The 14844-nt window shown below is 30.4% G+C and carries 15 protein-coding genes; 6 read left to right on the forward strand and 9 right to left on the reverse strand.

All coding sequences use genetic code 11. The features are described from left to right. The 5 genes from HMPREF2881_RS10230 to HMPREF2881_RS10245 all read right to left on the reverse strand — a co-directional run. Positions 1 to 1900: heavy metal translocating P-type ATPase (locus HMPREF2881_RS10230; protein ID WP_070653760.1), on the reverse strand; the 1900-nt coding region annotated here is incomplete at its 3' end. Positions 1901 to 2610: 710 nt separating this feature from the next. Continuing rightward, positions 2611 to 2739, reverse strand: a complete 129-nt coding sequence (locus HMPREF2881_RS12100) for a hypothetical protein (RefSeq protein WP_002449516.1) — start codon at positions 2737 to 2739, stop codon at positions 2611 to 2613. Between the two features lie 13 nt (positions 2740 to 2752). Continuing rightward, on the reverse strand, positions 2753 to 3637 hold the full coding sequence (locus tag HMPREF2881_RS10235; RefSeq protein ID WP_002454595.1) for a permease: 885 nt from the start codon (positions 3635 to 3637) through the stop codon (positions 2753 to 2755). Between the two features lie 87 nt (positions 3638 to 3724). Then, a complete protein-coding gene (locus HMPREF2881_RS10240; RefSeq protein WP_002449352.1) occupies positions 3725 to 4045 on the reverse strand; it encodes an ArsR/SmtB family transcription factor in 321 nt (106 codons plus the stop codon). A gap of 45 nt (positions 4046 to 4090) precedes the next feature. Continuing rightward, on the reverse strand, positions 4091 to 4285 hold the full coding sequence (locus HMPREF2881_RS10245) for a hypothetical protein (protein WP_002441924.1): 195 nt from the start codon (positions 4283 to 4285) through the stop codon (positions 4091 to 4093). Positions 4286 to 4566: 281 nt separating this feature from the next. On the opposite strand from HMPREF2881_RS10245, the gene arsD reads away from it, so the two are divergent. From arsD to arsC, 6 genes are read left to right on the forward strand one after another with little or no spacing between them, the layout of a single operon-like run. Next, positions 4567 to 4914, forward strand: coding sequence for an arsenite efflux transporter metallochaperone ArsD (gene arsD / locus HMPREF2881_RS10250; RefSeq protein ID WP_002449502.1), 348 nt, complete (start codon positions 4567 to 4569; stop codon positions 4912 to 4914). Beyond that, positions 4901 to 6622 carry an arsenical pump-driving ATPase gene (gene arsA, locus HMPREF2881_RS10255; RefSeq protein WP_176662097.1) on the forward strand — a complete coding sequence of 574 codons (1722 nt, stop codon included), beginning with the start codon at positions 4901 to 4903 and terminating at the stop codon, positions 6620 to 6622. The genes arsD and arsA overlap by 14 nt, the downstream gene beginning before the upstream one ends. Continuing rightward, on the forward strand, positions 6622 to 8286 hold the full coding sequence (locus HMPREF2881_RS10260) for an FAD-dependent oxidoreductase (protein WP_002488499.1): 1665 nt from the start codon (positions 6622 to 6624) through the stop codon (positions 8284 to 8286). Before arsA ends, HMPREF2881_RS10260 begins: the two co-directional genes overlap by 1 nt. Next, positions 8283 to 8597, forward strand: a complete 315-nt coding sequence (locus HMPREF2881_RS10265; RefSeq protein WP_001830569.1) for an ArsR/SmtB family transcription factor — start codon at positions 8283 to 8285, stop codon at positions 8595 to 8597. Before HMPREF2881_RS10260 ends, HMPREF2881_RS10265 begins: the two co-directional genes overlap by 4 nt. Next, complete coding sequence (arsB, locus tag HMPREF2881_RS10270) at positions 8597 to 9889, forward strand: arsenite efflux transporter membrane subunit ArsB (RefSeq protein WP_002488478.1); 1293 nt, start codon at positions 8597 to 8599, stop codon at positions 9887 to 9889. Before HMPREF2881_RS10265 ends, arsB begins: the two co-directional genes overlap by 1 nt. An 18-nt stretch (positions 9890 to 9907) precedes the next feature. Then, entirely contained in the window at positions 9908 to 10303 is a 396-nt protein-coding gene (arsC, locus tag HMPREF2881_RS10275; protein ID WP_002488502.1) for an arsenate reductase (thioredoxin), read from the forward strand. Between the two features lie 138 nt (positions 10304 to 10441). Here arsC and HMPREF2881_RS10280 read toward each other — a convergent pair whose 3' ends face one another. The 4 genes from HMPREF2881_RS10280 to HMPREF2881_RS10295 all read right to left on the reverse strand — a co-directional run bounded on the left by HMPREF2881_RS10280 (position 10442) and on the right by HMPREF2881_RS10295 (position 14620). Next, positions 10442 to 11074: a hypothetical protein gene (locus HMPREF2881_RS10280; RefSeq protein ID WP_002488457.1), complete on the reverse strand. Its 633-nt coding sequence runs from the start codon at positions 11072 to 11074 to the stop codon at positions 10442 to 10444. An 11-nt stretch (positions 11075 to 11085) separates the two neighbouring features. After that, positions 11086 to 11469 (reverse strand): hypothetical protein, encoded by a 384-nt coding sequence (locus HMPREF2881_RS10285; RefSeq protein WP_002488496.1) that lies wholly within the window; start codon positions 11467 to 11469, stop codon positions 11086 to 11088. Between the two features lie 355 nt (positions 11470 to 11824). Next, entirely contained in the window at positions 11825 to 12607 is a 783-nt protein-coding gene (locus tag HMPREF2881_RS10290; RefSeq protein ID WP_002488467.1) for a hypothetical protein, read from the reverse strand. Positions 12608 to 13021: 414 nt separating this feature from the next. Next, positions 13022 to 14620: a MutS-related protein gene (locus HMPREF2881_RS10295; protein ID WP_002488504.1), complete on the reverse strand. Its 1599-nt coding sequence runs from the start codon at positions 14618 to 14620 to the stop codon at positions 13022 to 13024. Positions 14621 to 14844 lie beyond the last annotated feature (224 nt).

Consider the following 14844-nt stretch of genomic DNA (forward strand, 5'->3'; position numbering starts at 1 on the left):
GCACCATTTTTCTCATAGTATTATTTGAAAGAGTTAAGAAATGAATGATATCTGATGGATTACTTTTAACAAGTATGATATCACCTGAATCCACTGCAACATCTGTGCCTGCACCAATTGCTATACCAATATCGGCTCTTATAAGACTCGGCGCATCGTTGATACCGTCTCCGACCATCATGACTTTATTACCGTCACTTTGATAATCTTTTATAATGCTTTCCTTATCTTCTGGCATGAGTTGTGCGTGGACATCACTAATACCTAATTCTTTTGCGACAGCGTGTGCCACTTCATTATTATCACCTGTAAGCATGACTGGTGTAATATTTCTTGATAGTAAATCAGCTACCATTTGTTTTGAGCTTTCTTTAATTTGATCTCCTTGAGCAATCATGCCAATGACTTGTTGATCCTCAATTAAATAGCTGATTGAATTACCTTGTTGAGCTAATTTAGTAAACAAGTCATCGTCATAATTAAGTTTATGTTTATCAAGATAAGAGACATTTGTTATTTTATATGTTTTATTATCAATTAGACCTTCTAATCCGACACCCGGAATATTATTAACGTCTTGTGGATTAGTAAATGAAACATTTTTACTTTTCGCAAAATCAACAATACTTATAGCTAATGGGTGATTAGATTGACTTTCTAATGAGGCGAAAAGGCTTAATATTGTATCATTACTCAAATCATTTTTAAAGCTCTCATAATGATTCACAGAAAAGTTACCCTCAGTTAAAGTACCAGTTTTATCCATCATTACATAATCGATATGTTGAGCTATTTCTACAGACTCTCTATTTTTAATAATTAAACCATTATGTGCACCAATTGAAGTCGAACGTGCAGTGACTAAAGGTATTGCCAAGCCTAAAGCATGTGGACAAGCAATGACTAACACAGTTACAAGACGTTCTAATGCAAAATCAACATCATTTTGAATGAGCATCCAGACAATAAAAGAAATCACGCCAACAATTACAGCAAAGTAGAATAAATAACCCGCTACTTTATCAGATAACAATTCAGCACTAGATTTATCATTTTGTGCTTGATTAACAAGTCCCATAACTTGAGAAAGATATCCATCTTCTCCCACAGCTGTAACCTTGACTTGTATTGTTCCAGACCCATTAATAGAACCCCCGATGACGTTGTCATTTTGATTTTTTTGTACTTTTTTAGATTCTCCAGTGACTAGGGATTCATCTATAGATGTTTGTCCTTGAACGATAATACCATCTGTTGGAATGCTTTCTCCGGCTTTTACTTCGACGATATCATCAGTCATGATGTCTGATATTTTAACTTCTTCGCGTTGGCCATTATCCATAACTTTAATCGCACTATTAGGTAACAGTTCTGCCATTTTCTTTAAAGCATCTCCAGCATTTCCGACAGCATTCATTTCTATCCAATGTCCTAATAGCATAATTAAAATTAAGGTTGCTAATTCCCAAAAAAAGTCCATTGTATGACCAGTTGCACTACTAAAGTTATTCATATAAAAAGCATACAAGCTATAAATATAAGCTACTGAAATACCTAGAGCAACTAAGGTCATCATGCCTGGTTTTTTTTCAGCAATTTCATCTTTACCACCAGACAAGAACGGTTTACCACCATAAAAGAATAAAATTGTACTTAATATTAACACTACCCATTCAGAACCTGGAAATGTGAATTGAAAAGGTAAGTTAACACCCATCATTGGCGATAAAAGAATGATAGGTATTGCAAAAATTAATGAAACAAAAAACTTAACTTTAAAATTTCCATGATGATGTGCATGGCCACTATGATGATTATGTGATTCATGGTTATCATGATGCATGTGATTGGAATGATTCATGTGATTTTGATGATTATGCGCTTCACCATTATTATTCAAATTAACCCCTCCTAATAAAAATGTTATAGTAAAATTACTTATACTATAACATATACCCCCCTAGGGTATAAATAGTTTCGATTTATCTCCATTTATGGATTTATTTATATCATTCTGAAAATGATGTCTACACGTCCTACATTAGACCTTGTCATCGATGTTTAAAACAAGGTTTTAATTAAAAAATCTCATCTGAACTATCGCATGACAATACACTCTGACCAAGGTTAGCATTATCAACACAAATCATATATTACTATTCTTAAAGAAAATAACGCATTTCAAAGTAGGTCTAGAAAAGCAAATTGTCTAGATCATTATTTAATGAAGCCAGTAAATGAATTCATAATAAACTCATTTACTGGCTATTTTTCTAGTATTTATATTCAGTCTTTTCAAACTAAATTAATCATTTTTTGATTCTCAAATTCTACGCCACAATAGCTGCATTTTATTAAAGATACTATATATTCAATCAATTTCAGAGTGAGTTATATACAACCTCATTTTTAGTTTTATTTATAATATGATTCTGCGTATCGGTTAATGATGCGGTTTTTAATTAACGTCTTTTTGTTATAAGTCTTAAAGAAATACTAAATAAACAACATCATTTTCCTTAATTGAAACGAAAGAACGACAAATTCCATACTATTACATTGAAATTTGTCGTTCATTTATTAGAAGCATATATTTTACAGACTTCTAAATTAATTGTTACAACAACAATTATTATCCTGTTGCTCTTTTTCATTTTTCTCTTTTTTTTCTTCAATTTCTACTGAACAACAAGATTGTTCTTGAGGTTTTAATTTTTTTAATACGTCTTTGACTCCCATTATCTCACCTCCTTTAAATAACGATGTTCACCATCAAACCTGTAGAAATAGCTACAACTAAAATGGCGATAACGAATGAGATTACAAATTTTTTCTTGAATAGTTTCGATAATAATACAACTTCTGGAATACTTGCACCAGCACCACCAATGATCAAAGCAACAACTGTCCCAAGCGACATTCCTTTTGAAGCTAATGCTTCAGCTATAGGTAACATGGTTTCAGGTCTAATATACATAGGAATACCTATAATAGAAGCAATAAATACGGATATAATGCCACCTCCACTCGCATATTTAGTAATAAATGTTTCGGGTACAAAGCCATATATAAAAGCACCAATAAATACACCGATAAATAAGTAAGGAATCATTGGATATAAGAATGCCCAAGCATCATTTAATGCTTGTTTAAAACGAGATCCATTTTTATTAGCGAAAAACCCATCGCCTTTAACATTTACACCTTTATAACTTTTAGATAAATTCATTTTTGAAAATACTAGACCCGTTAAGACACTAAAGATTGCTAGTACAATAAAATAAACAACAGCAACTTTCCAACCTAATAAGGCCCATAACATAAATATCATTAAGGGATTCATTAAAGGTGACGCAATTAAAAAACTCATTGCAGGACCAAATGGAACTTTAGAATTTAATAAACCTGCAAGTATAGGAATTGTAGAACAAGAACAAAATGGTGTCATCGCACCAAAAGCCATTCCCAAAATATAATTAATAGCTTGATTAGGTTTACTTAAAAAGTATTTTATTTTTTCTTCTGAAACTATCTGCTGGATGATACTTACAATAAAGCTCACGATGATAAATAGTATGAATAGTTCAAAAAACAACATCACAAATGTTTTTATAAATTCCATAATTGAATCTAACATGAGTATAATGCCTCCAAATTTAATTAATCAATATTTCTTGATGTATTAATCAAAAAAAATTGATTAATACTACATTAAAAAAGATACTTAAAGTATCTTACAACAAGTATCTTCATTTAAAACAACCTGTATTTGCTGCTCATTAATTTTATAATAATTCCATGTGCCATGCTTTTCAGCAATAAGAACATTTGCATCTACTAATTTTTTTAAATGATAAGAAAGTTTAGATTGTTTTATATCTAATAACTCTTCTAAATCACATACACATAATGATTTATTGAAGCTTTGGCTAATTTGATTTAGTATTTTTAATCTGATTTTATCGGCAAGTGCATTAAACATATTTTCATAAAAGTCAAATTGTTGATCTTCACTCATATCAGTCTTTGCTTTAATAACTTCCATAAAAGACCATCCTTTTTATAATATTTCATTGAGTTTATATTATCTTTATTTCAATTCTTGAATTGCTTGTTTATAGTTATTTTTTGTTGATTCGCCATACTGATTAATGTTCCCTTTAAAAAACTCCTTTTCCATATATATTGTAGCTTCTTTTAAATTGATTTCTCTTGATAGCATAACAAGATTTAAATAACTTACAAAATAACCAACAGTTAAAGTACTTGCATGGTTTACTCGCAATCAAGCACGCCTCCTTATTGTCAACGTAGTTTTATATCATTTAATACATCAATTTTTTTTGATGTATTAAATGTAAATCAATATCCATATTATCGCAAGAAGAAAACCTATAATTTTACATAAACTTAGGTATTGCTCACAGAAATACTAAAATAATTTTTTATAAATTGTATTATTAAGAATTAAATTTAGTAAAATTTTTAAAACTCAAATAAAAACATAGACATCCATCTATATAGATGTTAGTCTATAATCGTAAATTAATTAATGAGGTGAGTATAATGTTAAATATTGAAATATACGAAGAAGCTATGTGCTGTTCTACTGGGGTATGTGGTCCAGAACCGGATGAAACACTAATAAAAGCGAACCAAATCAATGAATATTTAAAACAAAATCAAATAGAAGTTCAACGTTATAATATGAATAATAATCCGAATGAATTCATTAAAAATCAAGAAGTTATTCGTTTAATTCAAGAAAAAGGTGATGAAGTTTTACCCATCACTTTTATAGAAGGCGGTATAGCTAAAACGGGCGCTTATATTACCCAAGAAGAAGCCGATGAAATTATTACAGTTAATCAAATGAGAAATGGAGGATGCTGTGGTGGAGATGGATGCTGTTAAATACTTAAATAAATTGAATTTAGATAACATTGAGTTAACAAAATATTTGTTTTTTACTGGTAAAGGTGGCGTAGGCAAAACAACGATATCAAGTTTTATTGCTTTAAACTTAGCAGAGAATGGAAAGAAAGTAGCTTTAGTAAGTACTGATCCAGCTAGTAATTTACAAGATGTATTTCAAATGGAATTATCTAATAAATTAACTAAATATCAACCTATACCTAATCTCTCTATAGCCAATTTTGACCCGATTGCTGCTGCAGACGATTATAAAGCACAATCTATAGAACCTTATGAGGGTATTCTACCAGAAGATGTGCTTTCTGAAATGAAAGAACAGTTAAGTGGTTCATGTACAGTTGAAGTAGCAGCATTTAATGAATTTACAAATTTTTTATCCGATAAAACTTTAGAACAAGAATTTGATTTCATTATATTTGATACAGCTCCTACAGGTCACACCTTGAGAATGCTTGAATTACCTTCTGCATGGACAGATTATTTAAATACAACGAGTAATGACGCTTCTTGCTTAGGTCAATTATCAGGTTTAAATGAAAATAGAGTTAAATATAATTCAGCACTTGAAAAACTACGTAACCAAGATGATACGACCATGATGTTAGTTGCGAGACCTACTCACTCTTCTATATATGAAATTCAAAGAGCGCAACAAGAATTACAACAACTGTCAATTTCTAAATTCAAAGTAATCATTAACAACTATATAGAAGAAAGTCACGGTTTAATTTCGAGTCAGATGAAATCAGAACAAGATAAAAACATTAATCATTTTACTGAATGGTTAAATAACAATCATGCTTATTACGTTCCATATAAAAAGCAGAAAGAAGAAAGTATAGAAAATTTAACTAATCTATTAAATGATGATAACTTAATTGAAAATGATGACTTTATTGTTGAAGATCATCCGCAATTCAATAAATTAATCGATGAAATTGAAAATAGTAAAGTTCAATATTTATTTACAATGGGAAAAGGTGGCGTTGGTAAAACGACAGTAGCAACGCAATTAGCTACAGCATTATCTAATAAAGGATATCGTGTTCTTTTAGCAACTACTGACCCTACTAAAGAAATTAATGTTGAAACTACAAGTAATTTAAATACTGCTTATATTGATGAAGAACAAGCATTAGAAAAGTATAAAAAAGAAGTACTAGCCACAGTGAATGATGATACACCACAAGACGATATTGATTATATTATGGAAGATTTAAAATCACCTTGTACAGAAGAAATAGCATTTTTCAAAGCCTTTAGTGACATTATGGAGAATCAAGACGACATGGATTACGTCATTGTAGATACAGCTCCTACAGGCCATACCTTGCTGTTACTTGATTCTAGTGAAAATCATCATAGAGAATTAAAGAAAAAATCAACTCAAACTACCAGTAATGTTGAAACATTATTACCTAAAATTCAAAATAAAAATTTAACACAGATGATAATCGTAACACTAGCAGAAAAAACACCTTATTTAGAATCTAAACGTTTAGTAGAAGATTTAAATAGAGCTAATATAGGCCATAATTGGTGGGTTGTTAATCAATCGTTAGTTACGCTAAATCAACGTGATGACCTTTTTAGTAACAAAAAAGAAGATGAATCATTTTGGATAAACAAGATTAAATATGAAAGTCTTGATAATTATTTTGTCATACCTTATGGGGGGTTATCATAATGAAAAAAATTGTAATCATCGGTTCAGTTGCTGCCGGTACAAGTGTCGCGGCTAAAGCAAGAAGAAATAGTGAAGATGTGGAAATTATCGTTTTTGATAAAGATAATGATATTTCGTATTCAGTATGTGGTATCCCCTACTATATAGGCGGTAATGTATCTGATATTGATGAACTCACGCCAAGAAATGCTAAATGGTTTAAAGAGCGCTTTAATATAGATATTTATACAAAATATGAAGTGAATCAGATAAATGATACTGATCAAACAATAACTGTTACCAATTTAGTAAATGATGAAAAGATGATTCAAGAATATGACGAATTAGTATTAGCAACAGGCTCATCGCCTAAGGAACTTCCTCAATTAAATAGCGAAGAATATAACAATGTATTTAAAGTTAAGAATATTAATGATGCGAAAGCAATTTATAATTATATTGAGAGCAATGATGTTCAGAATATAACAATCATTGGTGGTGGATTTATTGGTCTAGAAATGTTAGAACAATTATCTAACTACAATACTTCAATTATTCAACGCAGTACTTTTATGCCTCATTTAGACTACGATATCAGTTTTATGATTCAAGAATATATTGAAGATAAAGCTAACGTATATACCTATAATGAAATAGATAGTATTGATTATGATGAAAATCATACAATAAATAGAGTAAGCTTAAAAACTGGCGAATTAATTGATACAGATTTAATCATTATTGGGATTGGTGTCACACCAAATACTAAATTAGCTAAAGAAATTGGTATTAATATTGGAAAATCTGGAGCAATACAAACCAATAAGTATTTTGAAACAAATATTCCTCACATATATGCAATTGGTGATGTAGCAGAAAGTTATAATTTAATTACTGGTGACCCTATATATAGACCGCTAGGTTCTACAGCAAATAAAATGGGACGTATTTTAGGAGATCGATTAACTGGTGGAAATCTAGAACATAAAGGCATTTTAGGAACAGGCATTGTTCGTATATTTGATATGACAATTGCCCAAACAGGCTTAACTGAAAAAGAAGCTATTGATTTAGATATTGATATTGACGTATTACACAATGTGAAACCGAATCGTCCAGAATATATGCAAGGCCAAGAAATGGTAATTAAAGCTATATTTGATAAAAACAATTCTAAATTACTGGGTGCTCAAATTATTGGGTATGAAGGTGTAGATAAGAGAATAGATGTACTAGCTACTGCTATAACGTTTGGCGCCCATGCAGAAGATTTATTTCATTTAGATTTAGCATATGCGCCTCCTTTTTCTACAACTAAAGATCCTGTTATTTATACAGGGATGATTGGACACAATATTACTCGAGGACGCAAAATTATAACGCCTGAAGAAGTCATAAAACAAAATAATGACTTATTGATTTTAGATGTACGTTCTCCAAAGCAATTTGAAGTTAATCATGTTGATGGAGCGATTAACGTCCCATTGAAAATATTGAGAAGTTATGCAAAAACATTAGATAAAAATCAAAAGATAGTGACTTATTGTAATAAAGGTACTACTGGAAATGCTGCACAAAACGTACTTATTAATTTAGGTTTTAAACAAGTGTTTAATTTGTCAGGTGGTAATAAAAATTATCAACGTTATAAAAGGTTTCAAGTAGAAAGGAAGAAGAAAAATTGAATTATAAAAAAATTTCACAATACTTAAAAGTGATTGCTGATAGTAGCCGCCTTGAAATATTAGACTTGTTATCTTGTGGTGAATTATGCGCTTGTGATTTATTAGAGCATTTTTCTTTTTCTCAACCCACATTAAGTCATCATATGAAAGTATTAAAAGACAATAATTTAATTACATCCAGAAAAGATGGTAATAAAATTTTATACAAATTGAATCATGACGTATTGGATGACGTTACATCACGACTGACTCTATTGAGTTCCAGTGCTGGCCCATGTATATGTGAAACAGTAGAGAAAGGTGAGTGTTAATGATGACGATATTAGCAATCACAATATTTGTATTAACGTTAATTTTTGTTATATGGCAACCTAAAGGTCTAGATATTGGTATTACTGCATTAATTGGTGCTGTAGTTGCTATAATCACTGGCGTTGTAAGCTTTTCAGACGTACTAGAAGTTACTGGAATTGTTTGGAATGCGACTTTAACTTTTGTTGCAGTTATTCTTATTTCACTCATATTAGATGAAATTGGATTCTTTGAATGGTCTGCCATACATATGGTAAGAGCATCAAAGGGTAATGGCTTGAAAATGTTTATCTTTATCATGCTCTTAGGTTCAGTTGTAGCAGCCTTCTTCGCAAATGATGGTGCGGCTTTAATACTGACGCCTATTGTTTTAGCAATGGTACGTAGTTTAGGATTTGATAAAAAAGCGATATTCCCATTTATTATTGCTAGTGGTTTTATCGCAGATACTACGTCTCTTCCATTAATTGTTAGTAATTTAGTTAATATTGTTTCTGCTGATTACTTTGATATTGGATTTGTTGAGTACTTCAGTAAAATGATTATACCTAATATATTCTCTTTAATCGCAAGTATTCTTGTCTTATGGCTTTATTTTAGAAAGTCTATCCCAAGAAAATTTGATGCAGTAAATATTAGAGAACCAAAAGAAGCGATTAAGGACAAAAAGCTTTTTCATATCTCATGGATTGTACTCACTGTATTGCTAGTTGGTTATTTAATAAGTGAGTTTATAAATATTCCAGTATCAATTATTGCTGGTATCATTGCTTTAATATTTGTATTATTAGCACGTAAGTCTAAGGCTGTGCATACGAAACAAGTAATTAAAGGTGCGCCATGGAATATTGTTTTATTCTCTATTGGTATGTATCTTGTGGTATTTGGTCTAAAAAATGTGGGCATCACAACGCTTCTTAGTGATGTACTAACAAATATTTCAAATTACGGCTTATTTAGTAGTATCATGGGCATGGGCTTTATAGCTGCATTCCTTTCATCCATTATGAACAACATGCCAACTGTTTTAATAGATGCAATAGCGATTGGTCAATCTCAAACAACAAGCATACTCAAGGAAGGCATGATTTATGCGAATGTTATCGGATCTGATTTAGGACCTAAAATAACACCAATTGGTTCGTTAGCAACACTTCTCTGGTTACATGTGCTTACTCAAAAAGGTGTTAAAATTTCTTGGGGACAATACTTTAAAATCGGTATTATTATAACGATTCCGGTATTATTTATCACACTGTTAGGGTTATATCTAACACTTATTATTTTCTAAAAAAAGAGGAAACTATTTATGGATAAAAAAACAATTTACTTTATATGTACAGGTAATTCATGCCGTAGCCAAATGGCTGAAGGCTGGGCTAAGAACATCTTAGGTGATGAATGGCAAGTATATTCTGGCGGTATTGAGGCACACGGTGTCAATCCGAAAGCAATTGAAGCGATGAAAGAAGTTGGAATTGATATCTCAAATCATACTTCTAATTTAATTGACAACACTATACTCAACCAATCCGATTTAGTAGTAACTCTATGTAGTGATGCTGATCAAAACTGTCCTGTATTGTCGCCTAATGTAAAGAAGGAACATTGGGGATTTGACGATCCTGCTGGCAAACCTTGGTCAGAATTCCAACGTGTTAGAGATGAAATCAAAGCAGCCATTGACTCATTTAAGGCTAGATAAATTTTAAGCGTCTCAATATCATTGAGACGCTTTTTTTAATATGCCATTTTAGACGATTACAGAGTTTTAAAATGATGAACACACTTTAACTTTACTAAAATTCCCTTCGATTAAGAACATTGGATTACTCAATATGAGTTATTGCAATACACTATTTTTAATTTTCACTTTCTCACCGGTTTTAATTTCATCGTATTGCTTTTTCGGGACAACAACTAAACGTTTGCCTTTATTAGTTTGAACGGTAATGGTATATAATTTCTCATGTGCTTTCATTTGTTGTTTCAACATGTTTTTTTGGTATTCAACATGATGGGTTTTATTTTTATACATACCGGATGTAATAAAATAAAAAAATAACCAATTATTATAATATGAAGTGGCCATAAATTGTGACGCATATGAGCCCCCTGGTCTGTATCGATGTCTTGTAGACACCATTGATCGTGCTTGTTGAGATTGAATTTTACCAGTATCTTGTTTGAATTTTGATGATTTGTTATTATATGTCATACTATTTGTTCGACTAGCTTGTTGAGCTGCACGCTGACTTGATTGTTTTGCAACTCGTGAAGCATTCATCGTACTTGAACGACTCATTGACGAACTTGAAGACGTTGAGCTTCTAACTGCAGAAGATGACGAACTACTACTCGAACTTGCGCTACTCGTGCTTGATGTTACAGCTTCTAAATTTGTAGACAATATACAAAGCGAGAGCACATTAAAGATTATCATTATACTTATCATTTTTAATACTTTATGCTTCACCCACTCACCTCTTACTCTTTAGATACTTCATCTTTAGCAGTAACTTGTCCTTCAATATCGTCATCGCCATAAATCATATATGGTGGACGATAGACATGAATCTTTTTGCCATCTTTAATTATATAAGGCTTTTTATTTCCATCATTTAAAATATGTTCATAAACGTGTTCTAAATCCGTCTTTTGTAAATGTGATTTACCATTTTTATCTTTATATTTTATTTCCACATTGGGTGTATCTTCTGAACCATTATTTAGCACTTCATAATACTCATATGTATATTTCTCTGACTTTTGACTATCTTTAGAAGGTTCTTTCTGCTCTCCTGATGTTCCGCAAGCCGCTAAAATAAAGGATAAACCCAATAGACTAGCTAATAATATTATCTTTCTCATAAACACCCTCCTCTACTCATTTGCATTGTAACATTCTTAGTCCATTCATTTCCAAGTGAGTGATACATAACTTATTTTATCTTTAACACTTTTATATACATTTTAATATATCAATTGTGAGTTATTTCATTTTTAATTATTTTTGTTAAACTATATTTAAAATCATCGATCACTTTTACTTATAAGTTTAACTTTTAAATACAAAATATGATGAGTAAGGAGAGATAGCTATGTCAATATGGTTTGTTTTATTACCTTCACTATCTTTTTTAGCCGTTATGATCATAGGGTATATTTGTACCAAAATCTTTATTCGCTAATATACGGGTCGCCTTATACTATCGCTATACTTCATTTATTGTGTTTGCTTATTAATCATGCATTGTAAGTAAATGGCTAGTAATATTTCTTTCTCTACTCTAGTACTGTGAATGTGTATAGTGTGTTTTTCCCCACGTTTTTTAGTTCGTTTACTTTTTGAAATATCTAAAAAACTACGCTTTGCGGTTAATACTACGTCATTCTCAACTGTAATTTTGGTTTCATTACTAAAAAACGGATTGCTTACATCAAACACTTCAGATTTGTAATTAAACGTATAAGGAAGTTGTTGCTTTCCTCCACTTTTGAAAAACTGTTTCATCTCAAGCGTGCCTACTTCTTCATTATTCAAATACATCGTATATTGATGTCTATTCGCTACCCCATGTTTACGAATTATTTTTACATCGTTCTCACTAGAAGTCATATATAGACTATATTTTGTTTGAATACCAAAGAGACTCAATAATTTATGAAATATATTAACAAAAACGGGTTTATACGTTATTGTTTCGTTACCGTATATCACATTGCTTTGATTCTCAATGATATATAAAGGCATTTGTACAAAGAATTCTCCCGCTTCAAAATCTTTATTATTATTGAGACGTTTATTAATGCGTGGATGCTTTTTTTGTAAATGTTTTCTAAAAAGCAAAATGCCTACTATAATTATAGTAACTATTCCCCAAACTAACCATGTACTCCAAAGTGGAACCTTGAACAATGATGATTTTCCCACAAGCACTAAAAACGTGTTTATTAAGTTAAATATGAGAAGCACTATCCATATCAGTGCTTCACGAAACATCGTCATTACCCATTTCTCCTTTATTTAATAAGTAAGTTTATAATATACCATGCAATCTATTTTTTATTGCTTTTGTGAGGTGCTTTTGCGTATCGGTGAATGATGGGGGTTTTTATACTCTTTAAATTGATCCGATTAAGTCGTCAGTATTAATCACACTATCCTATAATTTATAATCAGTTAAACTGTCTTTTAGCACCAATTATAACTATAATCACTGCAATATCACTGAACATTGAAAGTCATGATGTATCCATACCATAATCCCCACCTGTAATCAGTACATTTTTTGTATCTATACCCCCAATAGTCATCTTGAGTTGTGATATTTAATAAACCGTTTATATTTCAAAGTATATGGAATATAGCAGAAGCTCTTATACTATTAAACGCCCATACAGTCATATATATGGTTTAAGTTTATTCAATTGTTTGTTTGGCTCTTGTATATACTCTTTCAGGAAATTGAGTAATACGTAATAATTCAATTGCGTTTCGCGTATTTGCTTTACCTTTTTTTATTTTATAATCAAAATAAATCTGATTATTTTCTATCGATTCATTAAAATGATAATTTTCATAGTTAGCTTTTAGATATTCAGAAAGTTCGATATCATGGGTAGCCGCTATAACTTTATAATGTTTCTCAGTATCTAAATAATTAAGCACCGACTCTGAAGCAGCAATCCGTTCTGTCGTATTCGTTCCTTTAAAAATTTCATCAATAAAGCAATATACCAATTGATTATTTTTAATATTAAATAATCGCCGAATAGATTTTAATTCCGTCATAAAATAACTATCTCCTGATAAAATATCATCTGTATTCGCCATTGAGGTATAAACTAATCCAGGCTTGTATGAAAACGCTTCTGCTGTAGCAGTATTTAATGTTTGAGCAAGAATGAGATTAGTTGCAACAGCTTTCATAAATGTTGATTTTCCTGAAGCATTTGAACCTGTTAATAAAATATTATGATTTATATTTAAACTATTTGGTACCGCTTCTGTCAGTAATGGGTGCAATAAATTACTAAATGTTATTTGTTGTTTATCTTTAATAATAGATGGTTCGCAATATGTATGTAATGTTCGACGATACATCACTAATGAATAATGATTATCTAACGTGCTTATGTAATCATAACATTGAAGCAATTCTTCTTGATGTTTAACGTAAGTAAATTGAATAATATGAAAAAAGAAGTAATCCAACATAAAACTCATTTTAAAGAGCATGATAAATGTACCACCAATATCTTGATCATCTGCTTTTCCAATAAAACCGCTTAATGAACGTGCGAGTTTAAATTGTTGAAAATCGATATTTATACTTGGCGTGCCTTTTATTTTACTTAAAGAATAACTATGCTTGATTACTTTAGAAGTATAGAAGATGGATTTTAAATCTTGACTATAACTTTTTTTGAGATAGGCTGATAAACCAATATTAAGTAAAATAGAAAAAAGAATGATTAAAATTCCTAATGATATATTAATAAATATTATAATTGCACCTAGAAGTGGCAAAAATGGACATAGCATAAATAAATTATTTCGTTTTACTGGTTTAATTTGATCAGGAGAAAGCGGATAAACAACTTTTCCTATCAAAGCAAGATGATACGATACATTTACTCTAAATTGTTCATCTTTAAATTGATTCACTAACTTTTTATTATTGATAGTAAACATTTTTCTCAAAGTAGCATACCATTTCATTTCTCCAATAGCTGTAAAGTTAAAATTACTTTTATGAAATAAAGTATCCATATCTAAGTCTGTCCATGTTTTATCATCTATTAATGTATCAGAATAATTCTTACGTCGAAGATTAAACTGATAATCAAATCTCGAATTTGGACGTATAAATTCTTCTAAAGTCTTTTTACTTTTCCAAAGTTGTTTAATATTTGAAATTAATTTTTTTCTTTTTACTATAGTAGTAATAGTATTAACAACTATTCCCAAAACGATTATTCCTATGACTAAGCATGCATAGGTTTGATAGATATTCATAGAAAACTCCCATTTTAAATTCTTTGTTAACTTAGTTATCATGTAATTTAAAAACTAATTTATATATTAAATGCTAACATATTCTACCATCTATTTTTTAGTTTTATTTGTGGTATGCTTCTCCTTATCAGTGATTTTGCTAAATAATACTATAATAATAAAGCCTAGGAATTATATCCCAGGCTCATTAGTTTATAGTTATAAATTTTATGTCTTTTTTGTAA

The sequence above is a fragment of the Staphylococcus sp. HMSC057A08 genome (assembly GCF_001812925.1).
Lineage (GTDB): Bacteria > Bacillota > Bacilli > Staphylococcales > Staphylococcaceae > Staphylococcus > Staphylococcus hominis.